Below are 20,222 nucleotides of genomic sequence, written 5' to 3'. Positions count from 1 at the left end.
CTGGGAGAGCGCCCCGACGTTCCCGCGCCGGGGCACGCGTATTATTGTTGTTTTGCAGGTCTCGTCTTCATTCCCTTACGAACGTACTTCGCTTCCGCATGTGTTCTGTTCTATGCCTGTTTCTCTATGCCTGTTTCGCCTCGCTAAAGCAGTCGGCGATGATCTTGAGCCCCTGCTCGATCTGCGCCTCTTCGATGGTCAGCGGCACCAGGATGCGCAGCACGTTGTAGTACGGCCCGCAGGAGAGCAGGATCAGGCCTTTGTCGCGGGCGCGGGCGACGATATCCGCCGTCAGCCTGGCGTTCGGCCTGCTGCGGTCGCCCTCTTCAAACAGCTCAATGGCGATCATCGCCCCCAGACCGCGCACGTCGCCGATCTCCGGATGATCTTCAGCGATCGCCAGCAGGCCCTGGCGCAGGGTGTCGCCGAGCTGGTTGGCTTTTTCCAGCAGATTCTCCTGCTCGAAAATCTGTAATACCGCCAGGGCGGCGGCGCAGGCGATGGGGTTGCCGGCGTAGGTGCCGCCCAGTCCGCCGGGGGCGATGGCGTCCATCACCTCCGCGCGGCCGGTGACGCCCGCCAGCGGGAAACCGCCGGCGATGGATTTGGCGAAGGTGGTGATATCCGCCGCGACGCCCATCTGCTCCATGGCGAACAGGGTACCGGTGCGACCCGCGCCGCTCTGGACCTCATCGGCGATGAGCATAATGCCGTGCTCGTCGCACAGGGCGCGCAGGCGCTGCATAAAGGCCGGGGAGGCGGCATAGAACCCGCCTTCACCCTGCACCGGCTCAATAATGATGGCGGCGATATCTTCCGGCGCGGCATCGTTTTTGAAGATGCGATGGATGCTGGCGATCGCCTCGTCATCACTGACGCCGTGCAGCGCGCACGGGTAGAGGGCGCGATAGACATGGCCCGGCATTAAGCCCATACCAGCGGAGTAAGGATTCACTTTGCCGGTCAGCGACAGGGTGTAATGGGTGCGGCCGTGATAGGCGCCGGTGAAGGCGATAGCGCCGCTGCGCCCGGTTGCCGCGCGGGCGATCTTCACCGCGTTCTCCACCGCTTCCGACCCGGTGGTGACCAGCAGGGTTTTCTTGGCGAAATCACCGGGCACCTTTTGATTCATCTTTTCGCACAGCGCCAGATAAGGCTCATAGGCCAGCACCTGGAAGCAGGTATGCGACAGCTTTTTCAGCTGGTCTTCGACGGCGGCGACAATCTGCGGATGCAGATGGCCGGTATTGAGCACCGCGATACCGCCGGCAAAATCGAGATATTCCCGGCCTTCCACGTCCCACACCCGGCAGTTCTCCGCGCGTTCGGCGAAGATAGGGTGGATCTGGCCGACGCCGCGCGGGACCGCGTCGCTGCGACGCGCCATCATTGCTTTATTGCTGTTCATCCGTCGCTCCTGTTAAAGGCCAATGCACATATATTTGATTTCTAAGTAATCTTCGATGCCGTACTTCGACCCTTCGCGGCCGAGGCCGGAGGCCTTAACGCCGCCGAACGGCGCGACTTCGGTGGAGATAATGCCGGTATTGATGCCGATTATGCCGTACTCCAGCGCTTCGCCGACGCGGAAGACGCGGCTCAGATCGCGGGCGTAGAAATAGGCGGCGAGACCGAACTCGGTATCGTTGGCCTGGGCAATGACGTCGGCTTCATCTTTAAAGCGGAACAGCGGGGCCAGCGGGCCGAAGGTCTCCTCTTTCGCCACTTTGGCGCTGTCGGGAACGTTGACCAGGATGGTCGGCTGGAAGAAGTTGCCACCCAGGGCGTGCGGTTTGCCGCCGGTGACCACCTTCGCACCTTTGGCGATGGCATCGGCAATGTGTTCTTCAACTTTGGCCACGGCTTTCTCGTCGATCAGCGGGCCGGTGGTGACGCCGTCCTGCAGGCCGTCGCCAATGCGCAGTTTTTCCACCGCCTGCTGCAGCTTCTCGGCGAAACGGTCATACACCCCGTCCTGGACGTACAGGCGGTTGGCGCAGACGCAGGTCTGCCCGGCGTTGCGGAACTTCGACGCCAGCGCCCCCTCGACGGCTTTATCGAGGTCGGCATCGTCAAAGACGATAAACGGCGCGTTGCCGCCCAGCTCCAGGGAGACTTTTTTGATGTCTTTCGCGCACTGCTCCATCAGCTGGCGGCCAATCTCGGTAGAGCCGGTAAAGGAGAGCTTGCGCACCAGCGGGTTGCTGGTCAGTTCGCCGCCGACCGCGCCGGCGGAGCCGGTGACCACGTTGAATACTCCGGCGGGGATCCCGGCGCGATTCGCCAGTTCGGCCAGCGCCAGCGCGGAAAACGGCGTCTGGCTGGCCGGTTTCAGGACCATGGTGCAGCCGGCGGCCAGCGCCGGGCCCGCTTTGCGGGTGATCATCGCCGCCGGGAAGTTCCACGGGGTGATGGCGGCGGTAACGCCGATGGGCTGCTTAATCACCAGCAGGCGCTTGTCGGCCTGGTGGCCCGGAATGGTGTCGCCGTAGATGCGCTTACCTTCTTCGGCGAACCACTCAATAAAGGAGGCGGCGTAGCTGATTTCGCCTTTGGCTTCCGCCAACGGTTTTCCCTGCTCGAGGGTCATCAGGCGAGCGAGATCGTCCTGATTCTCCATCATAAGATCGAACCAGCGGCGCAGAATGTTCGCCCGCTCTTTGGCGGTCAGGGTGCGCCAGGCGGGTAGGGAGCGATTGGCGGCTTCAATCGCTTCGCGGGTTTCATCGGCGCCCATTTTCGGCACGCTGCCGAGCTGCTCGCCGTTGGCCGGGTTGGTGACCGCAATCACGTCGCCGTTGGGCGCATCGCGCCACTGGCCATCGATCATCGCCTGCTGGCGAAACAGTGTCATATCGTTGAGTTGCATAAACGCTTCCTGTCTTCAGGGTGGTTAACGGGTAAAAGCGGCGTGTAGTGTCTCCACGCTACGTGCCGCACGCAGCGTGCGTCCGGGATTGCTCTGGCTGGCCAGCAGGCTCTGCACCTTGCTGACGATATGCGCGCCGATCGGGATAGCGGAGGTGGCCGCTGGCGATGGCGCATTGCAGGTATGTATCGAACGCGCGGTGGTAACGAAGAGAAAATCGTCGATCAGCTTGCCCTGCGGGGACACGGCCTGCGCCCGCACGCCGGCCGGCCACGGGCGTAAATCGCTCAGCGTCAGGCTCGGGCAGTATTTTTGCACCAGCCGCAGATAGCCGCTTCTGCACAGCGAATTCTTCATTTCGCCCAGTCCGGAGCGCAGGTTGTTTTGCAGTACCCGGCGGATGCCGGGCGAGGTGAGGATCTCCAGGGTATCGGCCAGCGAGATATCGCGCTTGCGGTAGCCTTCGCGCTTCAGAGCCAGTACGGCGTTGGGGCCGACGGTGACGCTGCCGTCGATCATGCGGGTCAGGTGGACGCCGAGGAACGGCATCGCCGGATCGGGGATCGGATAGATCAAATGGTTGACGATCTGGTTGTGCTGCGGCGCCAGCTGGAAATACTCGCCGCGGAACGGACAAATGATAAACCCGGGGTCGACGCCGAGCATTTTTACCAGCCGATCGGCCATCAAGCCCGAACAGGCGATCAGCGTCGAGGCCTCATATTCGCCGCCCTGGCGGGTGCGGATCACCACGCCGCTGGCGTGTTCTTTCAGGGCGCTGACTTCGGCGTTGTAGACGATCGTTCCGCCTTTCGCTTCGAAGTTCTTCGCCATTGCCGCCGCCACTTCGCGGTAGCTGACGATGCCGCTGGAAGGGACGAAGATCCCGCCGAGCCCGGTAATGTTCGGTTCGCGCTCGCGTAGCTCCCCGGCGCTTAGCCACTCGCGCTGCAGGCCGTTGGCGGCGGTGCGATCCCACAGGGCGCGCATCCGCTCCATCTCCAGCGGTGAGGTGGCGACCAGCATTTTGCCGCAGACGTCATAGCGGATGCCGTTCTGCTCGCAAAAGGCCTTGGTGGCGCGGTTGCCGGCGAGGCAAAACTGCGCCTTGAGGCTGCCGGGCGTGTAATACACCCCGGCGTGGATCACGCCGCTGTTGTGGCCAGTCTGATGGCAGGCCGGGCCGGCCTCTTTTTCCAGCAGCGCAATGCGGGCGTCCGGGTAAATCTCAATTAACTGCATGGCGGTCGACATGCCGATGATGCCGCCGCCGATAATCACGAAATCATACATCCGCTCAATTCCTTCGCCTGAAAACCCTTATTGATGAGTCTGGTAATGATTCGTGGAATACGCAAAGTAGCCGCGCTGGCGCATCAGCTCGCGGCGCAGGTCCGGGTGCGGCGTAAAGCGGTCGCGGCCGTGCAGCCAGAACAGGTTGTTAATGAGCAGAAATTTGCCCACCGGCACCGGTATGGAAAGGATGTTTTTGCTGGTCTCCAGCGCGTCGGAGAGGCGGCTCAGCCAGGTGCCTTCTTCGAAATCTTTCGGCTGGACGAACTGGTCGATATAGCGCATTACCGGGCGGCCCAGCGAATCGACGTCGAACACCGGGTGGAAAACATCCTTGCTGACGTTTTTGCTCGGCGGCGCGGCCCAACGCATTGGGCGGCGAGCCAGCGGGTCGCGGAAAAATTCGTCGAGATGCTCCCAGTCGTCGAGATGCAGCAGCAGGGAATTGCCGCCCTGCATGTTCTGCTCGTCGATCTTCATCATTAATACGTAGTCGGTTTGCTCTTCGACGTAGGTGCCGTCGTTGTGCAGCTCCATCACCCGGTGCGGTTGGCGCAGGTAGCTGTCTGAGTTATCGACATTTTTCACCACGAAGCGGGCGTAATACTGACCGCTCATGGCGTCGAAGTTGGAACGACCAATCAGGTGGGCGACGGCGGTGGCCAGCTTGACCATCTCCTCGGCCTGGCTGACGTGATCGATCCCTTCGCCGTTGATAAGCAGCGCGCCTTCCGCGCGATCGAGCAATGTTTTGATCAGCAACGGCTGCAGCTGATTGCCACACAGATCGTCGAGGATCTTGCCGACCTGGAAGCGTAAGAAAGATTTGTACTCCAGCGCCTGCACCGGCCACTGCGCGACCTGCTGCAGGAACTGCGTGGTCGTTTCGGCGGAAAAGGTGAGCTCCAGCAGGCGCGGCGACTGGGCGGAAGGGGTGAAAGAAAAGCCAGGGTATTGCTGGGCTACCGGCGCGGGTGTCGGTTTTACTGCGGTCAGGGCGTTCATCAGGATCGTTCCTCGCTGTAAGGTCAGGGTGATGTTCATTTCGTAGCCATAAATTAAAAATATCTACATTTTTATAAAATGCGTACGAAATGGCCTTTTTGTTTCCATTTTGTGATCTGAAAACAATTATTTAACAATGCGGGAGGGGGGATAAGGTGGTGGTGAAAGTGGCGGAACAGAGCGGGTGGCGTATAGCGCAAAATGGGGATAAGGCCGAGGGAAATCGTAATACCGGTCACAGTTTTTAATCTGCACAATATCCTTACCAGATGAAGGTGTTAATATTCAGCCGGTAAATACCTTTCAATGCTCACTGAGGCTTCGATGCTGGAGAATGTCATTATCAGATAATCAGTTTCCCGACCTGCCCAGGCCGGACTGATTATCGCTGCGCTTAAACCTTACGCACACACCTGCGGGTGTAGGCATGTTTTCGCACATGATAATGAACAGGTTTCAGTATGAATTTATCCCGTCAGGAACAACGGACCTTACACGTTCTCGCCAAAGGTGGCCGTATTGCGCACGTCCGCGATACCTCCGGCCGCATTACCGCCGTTGAATGCTACACCCGCGAAGGGCTGTTGCTGAGCGACTGCACCCTTGCGGTCTTCAAAAAGCTCAAAACTAAAAAGCTGATTAAGTCGGTGAACGGCCAGCCGTACCGGATCAACACGACCGGTTTGAATAACGTTCGCGCGCAAGCGGACAACCGCTGAAATAGCGACCCGGGCAGGGTCGCTGCCCGGGCGTATGGCTCTCAAGGAGAAAACCTCATGATCGATATCCCTCGCATTTTTACCATCAGTGAAAGCGAGCACCGTATCCATAACCCTTTTACCCCGGAAAAGTACGCCACGCTGGGACGGGCGCTGCGAATGGCGCCGGGCACCACCATTCTCGACCTCGGCAGCGGCTCCGGCGAGATGCTCTGTAGCTGGGCGCGCGATCATCAGATAGTCGGCACCGGCGTAGACATGAGCCTGCTGTTCAGCCAGCAGGCGGCCGCCCGGGCAGAGGAGCTCGGGGTGAGCGACCGGGTGACCTTTGTGCACCAGGATGCCAGCGGATATGTCGCCAGCCAGCCGTGCGATGTTGCCGCCTGCGTGGGGGCCACGTGGATCGGCGGCGGGGTGGCAGGCACAATCGAGCTGCTGAAGCAGAGCCTTACCCCAGGCGGTATGTTGCTTATCGGCGAGCCATGGTGGCGTAAACGTCCGGCCACGGCAGAAGAAGCGGTTGCCTGCGGCGCGCAGTCACCCGATGACTTCCTGACGCTACCGGCGCTGGTCGCCCACTTTGGCGAACTGGGCTATGACGTGGTGGAGATGGTGCTGGCCGACCAGGAGGGCTGGGATCGTTATGAAGCGGCGAAATGGCTGACAATGCGCCGCTGGCTGGAGGCCAATCCGCACGATGACTTCGCACCGGAGGTTCGCCAGCAGTTGACCACCGCGCCGCTGCACCACGTCACCTGGACCCGGGAATATCTCGGCTGGGGCGTGTTTGTCCTGATGGCGCGTTAACCGGCATGTCGGTAGCGTCAGGAGGCGCTACCGACCACCTTCAGACCTTCAGTTCGTCGTAGCTGACCATGACGTGTTCTGGGGTATCACAACGTACGGCCAGGAGAGTAGGGGCACAATAGAGATGAGTCGCCTGGAGGTGGATGAGCTGTGGGGGCTGGCTAGCCTTGCGATAACGCAATTTCATCCCTACAAAGGTATAATGACCATCAATATGGCGCTTGTATAAAATAATGCAGCAATTATCTTTGAATGAGAATAAGGCGAGGGAGTGGAAACGTTAGTTATTCTGGCCGTAGTCGTATGGGTACTTTTCAAACTGGTACAAAAGGTTACGAGCAAACTCTATCCTCCAGACTCGGTGAAGGTACAGGAGAAGCCCGACACAACGCCAGCGACGGATGCCTGGGGAAATTACCCTAAAGCTGAAGGGCATGTCGTTTTATTCGAGCAGTACCGGCGTGAGCAGGCGCTGCGGCAGCAAGCTGCTAAAGAGGCTGATACGTTTTACCGCTCAAGGGAGTGGCGGCGTTTACGTTATCAGGCGTTCCAGCGCTACGGCAATAAATGTTGCGTATGCGGGCGCGGCGCCAGTGACGGGATGGTGATGCACGTTGATCATATTAAACCGCGTTCTCTTTACCCGCATTTAGCCCTCGATATTGCCAATCTGCAAATCATGTGCAACGAGTGCAACGTCAGTAAGGGCAACAGAGATGAGGTTGAGTGGCAATAATAAGGATAAGATGCAAATATCGCAGCAAAACGAACCATTTACTTTCAGACATTTTCCCGCGTACAAATATATGCTTTGAGCGGAGCGTGAATTGCACAGACCGCGCCAGATAACCGCCATAACTGCCATCTGCAATAGAGTGGCAGAAGAGTGAGGCTTCTGATTCACTTTCGGTAATAAAAAATGGCGCTCAAATTTCTTTATCCATAATGGTTGCGGTATAGGTCCGCCAGTTCCCCGAATCATTAATCACCGCATAGTCTACTGTTGACCCCACCGCTGGCATATTAGAAAGCGCGACATCGCGCTGCTCATAGGGCGCGAGCATGATGTTACCGATACTTATTCCCTTTATCGGCGCGACAGCCAGGCTCATATACCACGGGGTCGGATTGGTTATCGTGATGCCCTGCGAAGCGATACTGAAGCGTAATTTCCGCTCATCGTTGCTGGTGGGGGCCTTTAAGCCGTGCGGACGAATAAATACCTTTAACCGTAATCGCAGGGGTAACACTAATTTGCGAGTGACGCTGTCTGTTGCATTCTGCTCGGGGGGGATCTGGTAAATATTAAGCCAGAAAAGGCTTTCCCGATCCCCTGGCAAACTACGGCGCGAGCTCAGCATCACACGAAGCGTTCTCAACTCATCCGGCTGCATTTTAAAGACAGGGGGCAAGACCACCAGCGGCGTGCGGCTACTGTCTGGTGAAGAGGCCGTCTCTCCGGCATCGGTCCAGACCTGTAACAGCATCGGCGTCACGCTATCGTTTGTGAGCGTCAGCGACTGGACAACATCGTTAGCAGCGAAGACGAGCCGGGTTCGATCAACGTTAACCGCAGCAAACGGCGCCGGAGTGATGCCTGCCAGCAACAATAGCGCTAACAAAGCCTTACTGAAAACTAACCACTGCCTGTAACTGCGCATTCACGCTCCCTACCGTTACCGTTTGTCCTCCAAGCGCCTCAAGGGAGGCCGTAAAATCACCGTGCCAGATTTCCACCGAACCATGATCTTTTTTGCCGGTTTGTACCGTGAGCTCCTTATACCCATACCAGCCACGGGCATTGCCCGTTCCCGTACTCGTTTTGTCTGGTAACAGGTTAAGCGGCGCACCGCGCTCATCGTAAATCCGTATTCCTACTCCGGAAGCCACGCCCTTTTCGCCATAATGCGTATCCAGTAACCAGGTTAATCCGCCACCGGTGGTCGTCAGGCCCAGGCGGCGCGCGGCGGCAACAGCCGCAGGCTGGTTGACCAAAAAGCCCATGGCGACATTAGCTACCTGGGTTGTGGGGTGAGTTGAAGACATCGCGCCGGCTTCGCACTCAAGCGTTATACTGAAAGGCGCCTCGCTGCTTTCGCCAGAAGTAAGCGCTTCTGCTGATATGGTGGGGAGCAGCACTGTCGCAGGATAATCTTCAATGGTGCAAGCTGCGCCGCGAATATAGGTAACCTGATTATAGCTACTCCATGCACCGGGCCAATAAGCAGGCCAACCATAATAGCTTGAAGCATGATCCATACCTGGCTGAATAGCGGATGTTATTAAGCCCGGCCCTTTAAAGGCGATATAACCGCGCGGCTGGGTATAGAGGTCTTTGTTGATTCTGTCCGAATAAATATACTGATCCGAGGCGGCGATTTTAATCATCTCATACAGGACATTACTAAACGCGCCTGCGGGAATATAGATTGCGCGATCGTCCTGAAACCAACTATCCGCAGTAAGCTGGCGCTGCTTCCAGTAGCGGCTATAGTATTCGCCAGTACTCAGGTTAGTCATCCGTACCGCGACGTTACGTTCCGCGTCATAGTAGGCCCCTTCAACTTCTTTCGCCCGGCGTCCTCCAACAAAAGGGTTATCGGCATTGGTAGAATATAATTCGTACAGTTGCCCTGCATCCTTCAAATCACAGCGGTAAAGCACCTGTTTTGCCGAGTAGGGCGTCTGAACGCCGGCGGTAAGGAAATTAGCCACTGCGCTGGCAAGCACAGTACCTGAAGGCTGGAACTTGTTATTGGCGCTAACGCTAATGACTGACGGCAGACCAAGATGACCGATATTGTCATCATAGGCGCCGCGCCAGTAGCGCGCGGTATAACCCGCTTTAATCGCAGCCTCAGAAAGGAAACTATTATCCGTGACCTTAACGCAGTTAGCCCAGGGCGCGGTGCTGAAAAGCAGGCCAGCTGCAAACAGCAGCGTTCGGCGAAGATGACACATGAGACTATTTCCTCTCGCAGGTAGTCGTGAGATAAATCACGTTTTCAGGAGAATGCATATCGAACTGGTAAGGCACACGGCAACGTCGGTTGGCTCCTTTTCCCCAACGCACCAGTAATGAGCCAGAGGGTGTGCTGATCCGGGCATACACCTGCCCGCCTTGCCCGACCATCCCAATGACGGCGCCTTCGCTGTTCATGACCTCGGCGCCCATTGGCGGTATGCCGCCATCTGCCATTTTCACCGCGATGAGCACTGCTTTGCCGGTAATCGTTGAGAAGTTCACCCGTGCGATCGCGCCAGCATAGGGAACCACCTGTTGACTTCCCCCGGTCAGCTCAGCATCGCTGCGCATCTGCCGGGTATCGAGTGAGACGTTGTTGCGACGATAGGGAGATAGCGAGGGCAAAATGGCATACCCAAAACGGTCGATTACCGCCCCCTGACCGTTCTGTACGACGGCGCCCTGTGCGCCATCGGCGTGAATTAATGCAAACGTGTCGCTGGCGTAGGGGCCGAACGTCACGCCACCGGAATGCAACACCACGGTTCCGGAGGAGCCTAGCGCCACCTGACGATAGTCTTTTCCCTGATCGTAGCCCACGCGCAGCGCCCCAAAACGGGTGTTTTGCTGGACGTTGCCGCCAAAAGTCGTTGCTGTCCCTTCATCCCCATTGCGATAGCGATCATAGCCGCCGTAGACCGACCAGGAGAGTTCGTTCTGCTCGCCACGGGTTCCGTTCATCGACAAGGTTGAGGATCGGTTCGCGCGCGACTGGTTATAATTCATTGCCACGGAGGTCGGATTGTCACCCCAGTTAAAGGGAATGGATAAAGTGAACGATAGCGTCGTCTCGGTATATTTTTGCCGCTGGTTCAGATCCTGCGGTTCGTTAACGCTGTGGTAGAAGCGGCCATCGTCCCAGGTGGAGCGTTGCCTGGCAAGGTTGAATCCATAACTCACTTTTCGCCACTGGTTGCTATAGCCCAGCTGCAGTTGCGTGATCCGCGACCGGTTATTGTAATAATCAGCGGTACTGGCGCTAAGATTGAGCGTCCCCAACCGACCTAACGGCTGGCTGACGGTTGCAGAAAGACGTTGGCGTTGGTGTAGGGTATCGGAGTAGTAAACAATGCTGTTGTGCTCCTGTTGCCGGACGCCAAACACATCTTCTAAATCGCGGAATCCGCCGGTTGAGTAGCGATAAGCCGCCAGTACCAGATTAGTGCCTGTGGAAAAGGTCTTGCTATAGCTGAACTCCGCGCGCCAGCCCTGCTGCCGATCGTTATGTTCCACTTGTGCGCCAGACCAGGTGGCATTCATCCCGAACGCGCCCAGACGGGTTGCCAGAACGCCGCCAGCCAGCCAGGCCTGATAATCATGCGCCAACCGCGATCCAAGATTAAGCGTGAGATGATTATTCACCCCGTGCTGCAGCGTCCCCTCAAGAAAACGGTTGTCGATGCGGTAATATTGGCGGACCTTGCCTAGAGCAAAAGCGTAGTGCCAGTTACCAGGGCGCACCGAGTCGGGAACGGCGGAATAGGGAACGGTAAAACGAGAAACCTTTCCGTTAGCCTCAATCACCTTAACCTGCAAATCCCCCTGATAGCGGGTGTTGTAAAGATCATCTATATAGAACGGGCCAGGTGGAACATGGGTTTCATAGATAACTTTGCCTAGCTGTTTGATGACCACCCGCGCGCTGCTTGACGCCACGCCATGCACCTCCGGCGCATAGCCGCGTTTGCCCTGCGGCCACATGCGCTCATCCGTGGCGAGTTTAATACCATTGAATGACAGGCTGCCGAATAAACTGGAGTCGGTATAGTTATCGCCAAATGCCATGATGCTGTCGATTGCGGTGAGTGGCCGCTGTACCCAGGTGCGCACGCGATTATAATGCCAGGCGCTACCGCTTTGGTTACTGTCGGCATAGCGCAGATTCCCCTGATGGCGGAGCTGCCACAGGCCAATATTGCTGCCAACGTTGATGCCGCTCCACAAATAGTGGTAGCGGAAGTGCTGGCTGGTGTTGTCTGTGTGGGTCCAGTTGGTGTTATGGCGTAAAAACAGAGCCAGCGCGCCGCTGTCCCACTGCGAAGGCGGGATATAGCCGCGCGGCCTGTGCATAAGCTCGCTCATCGGTAGCGTAAGCCGGAACTGTAGCGTCGCGCTATCAAATTGCCATTCACCGCGGGATACCCAATCCCTTAGCGGACGGCAGCTATTTTGCAGCGCGTTGTCCGGGAGCGATTTAACCTGAGCGGCCTGCATCAGCGATAACGGAAGGCAGGGCTCGGTGCGCTGTCCGCCATTGACTGGACTAAAGCGGATTTTTACGCCGGATTTTATCAGCGTTCCATTGACGATAACGTCAACCAGATACTCTCCGGCGGGGGTGTCGGGTCCGTTAACGCTCGCCATACCTTGTCCGTAAGCTGTTCCCTGCAATAGAGAGGGGTCGAAATAATATTCTTCACCGAAAGCCTGACCAACGCAGGCTACGGCTAAGATAACGAAGATATTTTGGCGTGAGAATTTAACCTTCAGCGACATGATAACGCTCGCTTATCCTTGCACCCTGGTCGTTAACCACCGTCACAGTGACGGTACCGTTAAGTGAATTGGCGCTGACGTTTCCCGGTATCCAGAAAGTGCGACTGGAAAAAGGGGGGACCATGTCGACATTAAGCTCGCGTGAAGTACCATTTACTTTCACGCTCAGATTACTGAGGGAGGCATACCAGGGTTGCGGATTGCTGATGACAATACCGGCGCCTTTTCGGGCATTACGCACCACGGTGATGTGCAGTTTTTTCGCCAGATTACCTGGTGAACCAATGCCTTCCGGCCGATAGAAGAGTTTGATCCGCGTCCTAAGCATCACCAGCACTTTATTTTGCTGGCGGCCACCTATATTGGCTGGCGGTACCTGCAACGCGTTGAACCAGAAAACCGATTCACGATCGTGCGGCAGCGCTTTACGCTGGCTATAGACAACGCGGACAATCTGCCCTGATTTCGGTTGGATTCGAAATACTGGCGGCGTAGAGATAAAAGGAATGCCGCTCGCGTTCTCCGGCCCAATATGCAGATCGCCATTGTCAAACCAGGTTTGTACGATATAGGGAAAGTCATCGTTATTTTTTAGCTGTACATCGACTGAGGCGACGGTCGATGGATAAATAATCCGACTGCCTACAATGGTAACGCTGGCCCAGGCCCCGGTAACGGGAAAGAACAGGGCTATCAGCAGCACCAGATAGCGTAGCCCTGAACGGGGGGCATCCTTTTTCATCGCAACAACTCCATTGCTATCAAAAAGGTCCGACGGCTAGCACCGGACCACGGAGAGTTTTACAGGTAGGAAACGGCGTACTGGAGAGTGGCTTCGACCGTACCAGCCGATGCTGCTCCTGTGGCGTAATACTGCGCAGTGTAGGTGGCGCTGGCTTCCGTCTCTCCAGGCTTCAGTTGTAGATCGCCTTCACCTTTGAAGCCGTTGGTCAAATTGATAACTTTATTTGCGGTATCAAGGAGTTGTACTTCAACGTTGGTCGCGTCTCCCGTATTCCCAAGATTACCGTTGCTGGTCACCTGGTTACCAACGAAGACGGTAGAGATTTTGGTCGCTCTATCGGTATTACCCGTGCAGCCGGTGAGACCAATATCAAATGTCACCTGACCTGCGACATCACCGCCTTTCGCCAATTCCTTGGCACTCACCGTCGGCAGAATAACTACCGGTTTTGCCTGATTGCCGTTAATCGCCACAGAACAGGTTTCATCGGAAACTTCACCGCGAAAGGTAATAGTATTATTAGATATGGCTAGCGCGCTGGTGGAAATAAAAAGTGAGGCTGTTAATAAAGCCAGTGTGGTTTTCTTGAACATGGTTTTTTATTCCTTTGTTGCTATTCATTTATATATGATGAGGCTCGCTCTGCAGCTAGGGCAGATAAAGACAACGTCCTTTAGTTGATGCAAAACAAAATAGCGTCTCGCCAGGTGATTTTATTGTGCGGTTCCCGGTGATAAGGTTGCATAGCGACGTGGTCAATCGCCGGGCGGCGCCATCATGTTTTAAAGGCAAGATTACGAACCATTTTCTGAAAAGAGCTTACTGATGTGCTGAATATTCCTTAAATTTATCTTACTTGACTGGTGTGTTGATATTCAAAAAAGGTAAGAAAAATTCATAAAGGAAGCTAATCTATTGATTTGGTGAAGAGTAAGCAATAAGGGTAGCAGAGTTGATGTTAGTGACTGTGTTTTGTGAAAAGATTGCGAATGTTAAGGTGGGTGAAATCATTTCACCCTGTGTTAATATGACAGGCGACAGAGTAAGTGTATTGAAGAACGGATTTTCCATGGATGAAGAGTTGTTGTTAATCGCTAAAAAGGTGATATTTGATAGTGCCAGAATGACATTGGCTAATGGTAATAAGATTATTAAAATCTCTGAGTCGGAGACAAACCTACTTCTTGCCTTCCATCGCGGTATATATAAAAAAGAAGATATCATTGATTTCGTCTGGAAGAATCGTGCGGGTTGTGTTTCAGAATCGAGTTATTACAAGCTTATTAATCAAATGCGGAATAATTTTTCGCTCGTTGGTTTGAAAGCGGACGATATTGTTACCCGTCCACGAATTGGTGTTTCGTTGTCACTGCCATTAGAACCGTTCAAAAAACAACGTTCGGAAGCAGGCGAACAGGCCAGCGATACAGCGCGGGGTAAAGACAGTCGACAGACTCATCTCGCGGAGGGTAAAAAATTTACCGCCAAAATACGTCTTCTGGTGCTGACAATGTTGTTGATGCTGTTAACGGCTATAGCGATGCTATTTCAACATGCACCTGTGCAAAATAAACACAAAAGCACCTTCAGGATGCTTGGTGATAAGGATGGCTATATCTTCTTCAAAATGGCGAGCGATAAAGTGACATTTAAGGAGGTGGTTTCGGCCTATAACACCCTGACGCTACCGCTATGTCGCCAGAACGGACATTATCTTTATTACCTCCGGGAGCCGAACATGAATCTTTTTTTGCAGTGCCTGAATCCTGTTGAAACGGCGGTACCAAAATGCATTACCATCAAAGAGCGTTACTAATTATCCTGTGTGGTCTGCTCTGCGCATGTATGGTGCTGGCAACGCAGGTGTATCGGGGAGCCAGACGCGATACGGAAGAAGTGAATAACCTTATTTGCACTGCTAAATCAAATGTTTATATAAAGTCGCGAAAATTAATTTTGAGCGGAACATTGGTGCTGGACTTGAAATCCAATCGGATTGCTATTCATTACGCCGTGCAGGATCAACAGCGGGAGCAGCGGTTATTCTTTCAGGACATCACCATCAGTGCGCCTAACCGCATTGGCCCGAAAACCTACACTTTCCGGATTGAAGCCGTACACAAATTTGATTCGGATACGACGGGGGAGATGTTTTCCTGGCTGCGTCTCCTGCAACCGGCAACCGTGAATGAGCTGACGATAAACAAAGTCGGTCAGCGAACCTATCTTTTTTCACTAAACCGGCAGATCTATAATTTTTGCACAACCAGCGGTAGCACCAAGGCATAATGGGGCTTGCGGTCAGCTATACCACCGCACATCCATTCGTGAATGAGAGGCGAAACCAGTGAAGCTAAAACTATCGTATATAATTTGTGCAGTGCTGGTGCCGCTGGTCATGATGCTTACGTTAGCACTGCTGGTCAGTGTCCTGCAGTTTAAACAGGATGTCGCCCTGAGTGCGAAAACCTTATTACGTTTTAGTGAAGATGTCTCAACTGCTTCGTGGCGGGTCACCGGGCAAGCCGTAAAATTAGCGGACAGGCCCTGCGCTGAAATTTTGTCGGAGCTTAACCGTACCCGCGCCTTTACTCCTTATATTCGTGATATTGGTTTGCTGGAAAAGGGCAATCTGCTCTGTTCCTTTGTTAGCAGAGAGCAGGCGCATCCTTTTCCTCTGCCACCAGGTAAAACGCTCCCAACGCCGCTACCTGCCAGGTGGGTTCGCTCATTTAGCTGGATGGCCGGTGGGCCTGGCAGGCCCGCGGTGGTTTACACACAGCAAGTCGCGGCGGATAAAGCGGCGTTTGTTATCGTCGATTCTCGGTATGTCCAGGAGCTGATGGATGTACTCTCAGAGGAGAGAGAGGCCGTTTTCAGCCTTAGATTTGGCAAAGGCGATGCCATTATCAGTCAACCAGCACAGTATGATCGAATAGTGATGACCCAGAATTACGTCACTGACGACGGAAAGATTTCTCTTACCGTCGCTGCGCCTCTTGGCACATTGACGGCAGTTTGGATGAAATCTCTGCTCATTTTTATCCCTCTCTCGTTTTGCTTCTCATTTTTGACCCTGGTTCTTTACCGGCATTGGTCGAAAATGCGGATGTCCATGGCGCGAGAAATTATCCGCGGTATGAAAAATGCGCAGTTCACGGTGCATTATCAACCAGTATTTAACGTCAACCGCGGTAATTGTGGTGGGGTAGAGGCATTAATGCGTTGGCCTCTTCCCGATGGTCGTTTTATTACACCCGACATTTTCATCACCGCCGCAGAAAACGAAGGTATGATCGTTCCGCTTTCGCGGCATCTGTTTAAGCTCATCGCCGAGGATGTCGAAAGGTGGCAGGTCGCCGAAGGCTTTTATATCAGTGTTAATATTTCGCCTGAACACTTGGTGCATGAGAGCTTTATTGAAGACGTTGAGTTGTTACAGGCAAGATTAGGCAATCTGCGTCTGATGCTGGAGCTCACCGAACGCAGCCTCATTGTACAACCAGCACTTGTGTCAGATAAGCTGATACGGCTACGTGAGAAAGGCATATTGATAGCGATAGACGATTTTGGTACCGGCTACTGTTCGCTTTCTTACCTCCAGCAGCTACCCGTTGATTATCTGAAAATCGATCGTACTTTTGTCGATACGATTGATACCAGCGGTAGCGACGTGCCCATTCTGGATACCATTATCATGCTTAGCCATAAACTCGGTCTTAATATCGTTGCGGAAGGCGTGAGTTCAGAACATCAATTGAGCTATATTCTCGATCATAACGTAGGATTTATACAGGGCTATCTTTACGCAAAGCCTATGTGTTCATCTGATTTTACGCGCTGGCTTGATACGCGTGCCAATGAGCAAAATGACAGGATTAAATGCAAAAAATGTTCAATAAATCAGTAACCACTGAGGTAACATAATGGTTTAACCTGAACGACGCATTCTTAACAGAAGGTCTTATGAGTAAGAAAAAATACCTAATTGATAAGAAAGTCATTCTTGATTGCGAAAAGATGACGCTGTCGTGCGATCGCGAAAGCTTGAGAATTTCTGAATCCGAATGCAATTTGCTTATTGCTTTCCATGAAGGGTTATTTAAGAAGGATGACTTAATTGCCTGGGTATGGGGACGAAAAGGCGTTGTGGTTTCCAGTGCGAGCTATTATAAATTAATCAACCAGTTACGCGGTTCATTTGAAAAGGTCGGCCTTCCCCCTTCAGCGGTATTAACGCGTCCTAAGGTCGGCGTAACGCTCTCGGTATCCATCGAATCATTGCCTGATGCTTCAACATCCGCAATGCAAAATATCGCCAGCTATACCGTTGCGCCAGTTGCAGACGCGTCGCCAGAACCAACGCAAATTTCTCAGTTTACCATCAGGAAAGAATGGTTTTTTTTAATCGGCGCAACGTTATTCTTTCTGGTAATGATTTATATATACCACAACAGTAAGCCAGATTATTTTTCTGAATTGGGAACCTATAACGGATATACCTTTTACGGTGTTACAGAGGATAACCGTACTCTTGAGGATGCGGTGGGGGCTTTTTCCGAGTTGAGCCCGCAAGTCTATAAGCAAAATGGCAATTTTATTTATTATATTCGTGTCCCTAATACCAATATTTTTGTTCAGTGTCTGAATCAACTGAATGTTTCGGAGCCCAAATGCATCACTATCAAAGAACGGTACTGAACAGCATTACGCTGCTTATCCTGGCGGTATCCTTCGCGTTACTGATTTTACATGTACGTCAACAACGCTACCCTTTATCAGATTTGAACGCTTTTTTATGTACTACCAGGACGGTAACCTCAGTTCAACCGGGTAATTTTCACGCTGATGGCAATATCGTCCTTGATTTCAAAAATAAACGCATTACGCTTCAATATGACATCATCACCGCACAGCAGATAAAAAAAGTGTTGTATCGCGATGTATATATAAAAAACCTGAAGATGCCGGGGGCCGGAATTTATACATTTGATGTTGATTCGGTAAAGGTGTTTTCTACTGATACTGCCGGTGATTTTTTAGCACATTTTCGCTTGCTGCACCCCGGTGCCGCTAATGAAATAAGAGTCACCAGAGTCGGTAATAGCACCTATTTGTACTCAATAAATCGTCAGATATATAACGTTTGTACCTTGCAGTGAACCTGGGTTTGCGTTGCTAATAGGTTTTTTATCTATTAATATCAATAGCTTACTAAATCATACTTTTTCTGAAAGTGACGGTAAAATATATGTAAGACTAATTTCATAATTTTCTCTCGATTTTTATGGTTATATTGCTGCCGCAATCGGTCTTCTACGGTGATTGCTTGTTGATAAGCATTGAGTTATTTACCAGTAAGGAGCTTTACATGCAGCGTATTTTTTCACCATGGATTATGGCAGCACTATTATTTTCGCCCGCATTAGCGGTAGCGATGGAAAATCATACCCTCTCGGTTGGCTATGCCCAAACGCACCTTAGTGCGTTAAAGAACTCTGCCAGTAAAGATCTTCGTGGCCTCGCACTAAAATATCGTTATGAGTTCAATTCTGACTGGGGGGTATTAACCTCTCTTACCGCCACTCGTCATGAACTACAAAATTACAAGTGGGACGCGGGGAAGTTACATAAAGATGGGGATAATACTACCAGCTATAGTTCGTTAATGATTGGACCGACCTATCGGTTTAATGACTATATTAGTTTGTATGGTAATGTCGGCATGGCAGAAATGAAGATAAAAAACCGGGATAATCATTCCTCTTCAGAAAATGCTTTTGCCTATGGAGCAGGCGTTATTTTTAATCCATTAACGAATCTTTCCCTTGGCCTCTCATGGGAAACGGCCAAATTACTTTTCGTTGATACAAATACATTTGGTGTGAGCGTAGGTTATCGTTTCTAATACCTAAAACGCCTCTGTTTATGGCAAGGAATACATTATCTCAAAAAAATAAAATATCATGACGACGATAAGAGATATTATGGACCCTTAAGATAGTTATACTTGATGGTAGTTTAAATCGTAAATCTCCCTGGAGCTCCCTGGGAAGTATATTTTATTGCCAGCACAATGCGCCTCAACATTCGACTGGTTTCGCAACTATTGGATTATTTTTAGCAGAATTGATTAAGGTATTAACATGAACAAAAAAATGGTCTTTCTGGCCGCTTTTATGCTAACAGCTTGTAGCGCTAACTCCTTACAACATGGCGCTGAGGGAGTACGTATAACACATAACGAACCTGATACTTCGTGCACCTATTTAGGGGACGTGACTGGTAGCCAGGGTAATTTTTTCACGGGAGGATGGACGTCAAATAGCAACCTCGAGACGGGGGCCCGAAATGATCTAAAAAATAAAGCGTGGAAAATGGGGGGGAACGTCGTGGTACTGTTAACCCAAAGAGCGGGTCAGACCGGTAGCGTCTATCATGGCACAGGTTCAAGCCAGCAAACAAACGTTACATTAAGCGGCACGGTTTATCGGTGTCGGTGATAATATCTCTATCTTGATAACCTCCTGAGGATAATGCAGGTAGTAAAGTTTAAACTATGCTGCCTGTTCAACTCCCCCTTTCTTTATAACTATATAGCGAAGTGGTTAGTAGCGGTGTCATCGACCCATCATTTCTGTCGGGGAATGTTTATTGCCTGACTGATAGCGTAAACCTGTGGCGATTCAGACCACTTAATGGATGATTATGCCCAAAAAATAGCAGGTGATGAGTCACCCTGACAAATCATCTATAGCTTTAGTTAGCGCAATACAGTAGTGGCCTTGAACCAACTTTTATCAGGAAGCTATGTTCATTTTGTTTTGAGATGACATAGCTTATTTTTTCATCCGGATAAACGTAAAAATCTGGCAGGATGGTGGCCAGGAACGTATCCGATACAGAATCAATGTTACCGTATCGGTTTATTTCTCGGGAGTGGAAATGATGAGATTCATGATTTTTGACCATATCATAAATGACGTCTCTTCTGATGTGGCCCTGCAGTTTCCCTCCATCCAGATAACTACCGCTGACCGCAACAGTGCCCTTGCTTTCATCAAGCGAATACATGAAATTTAACGTCAAGTTAGTTTGTGTATTACCCTTGAACACGACGAGCGATGCCGTGCACTCTTCCTTATGATGTATTTTATCGTTCAGCAAATTATAAAAAAGGCCCAGTACAGCGCCAGAAATAAAAAAGCCAAAAGCAATTTTTATTCTATTCATATACTATTCCACGAAAAGAGAGAGTAACAC

20 protein-coding genes are annotated in these 20,222 nt (G+C 52.4%); 10 read left to right on the top strand and 10 right to left on the bottom strand.

What is annotated here, in order from left to right; genetic code table 11:
* Positions 1–124: 124 nt before the first annotated feature.
* The 4 genes from gabT to glaH are packed head-to-tail and all read right to left on the bottom strand — an operon-like array spanning position 125 to position 5,167.
* Entirely contained in the window at positions 125–1,408 is a 1,284-nt protein-coding gene (gene gabT / locus KHQ28_RS06835; RefSeq protein WP_023302284.1) for a 4-aminobutyrate--2-oxoglutarate transaminase, read from the bottom strand.
* A gap of 12 nt (positions 1,409–1,420) precedes the next feature.
* Positions 1,421–2,869: an NADP-dependent succinate-semialdehyde dehydrogenase gene (gabD, locus tag KHQ28_RS06830; protein WP_032419372.1), complete on the bottom strand. Its 1,449-nt coding sequence runs from the start codon at positions 2,867–2,869 to the stop codon at positions 1,421–1,423.
* A 24-nt stretch (positions 2,870–2,893) separates the two neighbouring features.
* A complete protein-coding gene (gene lhgO, locus KHQ28_RS06825) occupies positions 2,894–4,162 on the bottom strand; it encodes an L-2-hydroxyglutarate oxidase (RefSeq protein WP_002889846.1) in 1,269 nt (422 codons plus the stop codon).
* A 27-nt stretch (positions 4,163–4,189) separates the two neighbouring features.
* On the bottom strand, positions 4,190–5,167 hold the full coding sequence (glaH, locus tag KHQ28_RS06820; RefSeq protein WP_002889847.1) for a glutarate dioxygenase GlaH: 978 nt from the start codon (positions 5,165–5,167) through the stop codon (positions 4,190–4,192).
* Between the two features lie 461 nt (positions 5,168–5,628).
* Between glaH and KHQ28_RS06815 the strand changes: the two genes are divergently transcribed.
* The 3 genes from KHQ28_RS06815 to KHQ28_RS06805 all read left to right on the top strand — a co-directional run bounded on the left by KHQ28_RS06815 (position 5,629) and on the right by KHQ28_RS06805 (position 7,429).
* Complete coding sequence (locus KHQ28_RS06815) at positions 5,629–5,886, top strand: YjhX family toxin (protein WP_002889848.1); 258 nt, start codon at positions 5,629–5,631, stop codon at positions 5,884–5,886.
* 57 nt (positions 5,887–5,943) lie between these two features.
* Complete coding sequence (locus KHQ28_RS06810) at positions 5,944–6,693, top strand: cyclopropane-fatty-acyl-phospholipid synthase family protein (RefSeq protein WP_004183078.1); 750 nt, start codon at positions 5,944–5,946, stop codon at positions 6,691–6,693.
* Between the two features lie 271 nt (positions 6,694–6,964).
* A complete protein-coding gene (locus KHQ28_RS06805) occupies positions 6,965–7,429 on the top strand; it encodes an HNH endonuclease (protein ID WP_009309774.1) in 465 nt (154 codons plus the stop codon).
* A 190-nt stretch (positions 7,430–7,619) separates the two neighbouring features.
* Here the strand turns inward: KHQ28_RS06805 and KHQ28_RS06800 are convergent, their stop codons facing one another.
* From KHQ28_RS06800 to KHQ28_RS06780, 5 genes are read right to left on the bottom strand one after another with little or no spacing between them, the layout of a single operon-like run.
* Positions 7,620–8,354 carry a fimbrial assembly chaperone gene (locus KHQ28_RS06800; RefSeq protein ID WP_021464589.1) on the bottom strand — a complete coding sequence of 245 codons (735 nt, stop codon included), beginning with the start codon at positions 8,352–8,354 and terminating at the stop codon, positions 7,620–7,622.
* Entirely contained in the window at positions 8,320–9,654 is a 1,335-nt protein-coding gene (gene stbD / locus KHQ28_RS06795) for a fimbrial usher protein StbD (RefSeq protein WP_021441244.1), read from the bottom strand. The genes KHQ28_RS06800 and stbD overlap by 35 nt, the downstream gene beginning before the upstream one ends.
* Positions 9,655–9,658: 4 nt before the next feature.
* Entirely contained in the window at positions 9,659–12,214 is a 2,556-nt protein-coding gene (locus KHQ28_RS06790) for a fimbrial outer membrane usher protein (RefSeq protein WP_032419371.1), read from the bottom strand.
* The gene (locus KHQ28_RS06785) at positions 12,198–12,956 is read right to left on the bottom strand and encodes a fimbria/pilus periplasmic chaperone (protein ID WP_009309770.1); all 759 of its coding nucleotides are present in this window, start codon (positions 12,954–12,956) and stop codon (positions 12,198–12,200) included. The genes KHQ28_RS06790 and KHQ28_RS06785 overlap by 17 nt, the downstream gene beginning before the upstream one ends.
* A gap of 59 nt (positions 12,957–13,015) precedes the next feature.
* The gene (locus tag KHQ28_RS06780) at positions 13,016–13,552 is read right to left on the bottom strand and encodes a fimbrial protein (RefSeq protein WP_004183089.1); all 537 of its coding nucleotides are present in this window, start codon (positions 13,550–13,552) and stop codon (positions 13,016–13,018) included.
* A gap of 476 nt (positions 13,553–14,028) precedes the next feature.
* On the opposite strand from KHQ28_RS06780, the gene KHQ28_RS06775 reads away from it, so the two are divergent.
* The 7 genes from KHQ28_RS06775 (at position 14,029) to KHQ28_RS06745 (ending at position 19,462) form a co-directional block, all read left to right on the top strand.
* The gene (locus KHQ28_RS06775; protein ID WP_032419511.1) at positions 14,029–14,775 is read left to right on the top strand and encodes a membrane protein; all 747 of its coding nucleotides are present in this window, start codon (positions 14,029–14,031) and stop codon (positions 14,773–14,775) included.
* A complete protein-coding gene (locus tag KHQ28_RS06770; RefSeq protein ID WP_026005907.1) occupies positions 14,748–15,248 on the top strand; it encodes a hypothetical protein in 501 nt (166 codons plus the stop codon). The genes KHQ28_RS06775 and KHQ28_RS06770 overlap by 28 nt, the downstream gene beginning before the upstream one ends.
* Positions 15,249–15,306: 58 nt before the next feature.
* Positions 15,307–16,869, top strand: a complete 1,563-nt coding sequence (locus KHQ28_RS06765; RefSeq protein ID WP_077259193.1) for an EAL domain-containing protein — start codon at positions 15,307–15,309, stop codon at positions 16,867–16,869.
* Between the two features lie 56 nt (positions 16,870–16,925).
* The gene (locus KHQ28_RS06760) at positions 16,926–17,660 is read left to right on the top strand and encodes a transcriptional regulator (protein ID WP_032419370.1); all 735 of its coding nucleotides are present in this window, start codon (positions 16,926–16,928) and stop codon (positions 17,658–17,660) included.
* Positions 17,633–18,121: a hypothetical protein gene (locus KHQ28_RS06755; protein ID WP_004183096.1), complete on the top strand. Its 489-nt coding sequence runs from the start codon at positions 17,633–17,635 to the stop codon at positions 18,119–18,121. The genes KHQ28_RS06760 and KHQ28_RS06755 overlap by 28 nt, the downstream gene beginning before the upstream one ends.
* A gap of 209 nt (positions 18,122–18,330) precedes the next feature.
* Positions 18,331–18,867 carry an Ail/Lom family outer membrane beta-barrel protein gene (locus tag KHQ28_RS06750; protein ID WP_020802545.1) on the top strand — a complete coding sequence of 179 codons (537 nt, stop codon included), beginning with the start codon at positions 18,331–18,333 and terminating at the stop codon, positions 18,865–18,867.
* Positions 18,868–19,105: 238 nt separating this feature from the next.
* Positions 19,106–19,462 (top strand): DUF4156 domain-containing protein, encoded by a 357-nt coding sequence (locus tag KHQ28_RS06745; protein WP_021464585.1) that lies wholly within the window; start codon positions 19,106–19,108, stop codon positions 19,460–19,462.
* A gap of 256 nt (positions 19,463–19,718) precedes the next feature.
* Here the strand turns inward: KHQ28_RS06745 and KHQ28_RS06740 are convergent, their stop codons facing one another.
* Positions 19,719–20,192, bottom strand: coding sequence for a hypothetical protein (locus tag KHQ28_RS06740; RefSeq protein WP_032419369.1), 474 nt, complete (start codon positions 20,190–20,192; stop codon positions 19,719–19,721).
* Positions 20,193–20,222 lie beyond the last annotated feature (30 nt).

Origin of the sequence: Klebsiella sp. 28, assembly GCF_018223905.1 — a bacterium.
Lineage (GTDB): Bacteria > Pseudomonadota > Gammaproteobacteria > Enterobacterales > Enterobacteriaceae > Klebsiella > Klebsiella pneumoniae.
This window is presented reverse-complemented; position numbering and strand designations above follow the sequence as displayed.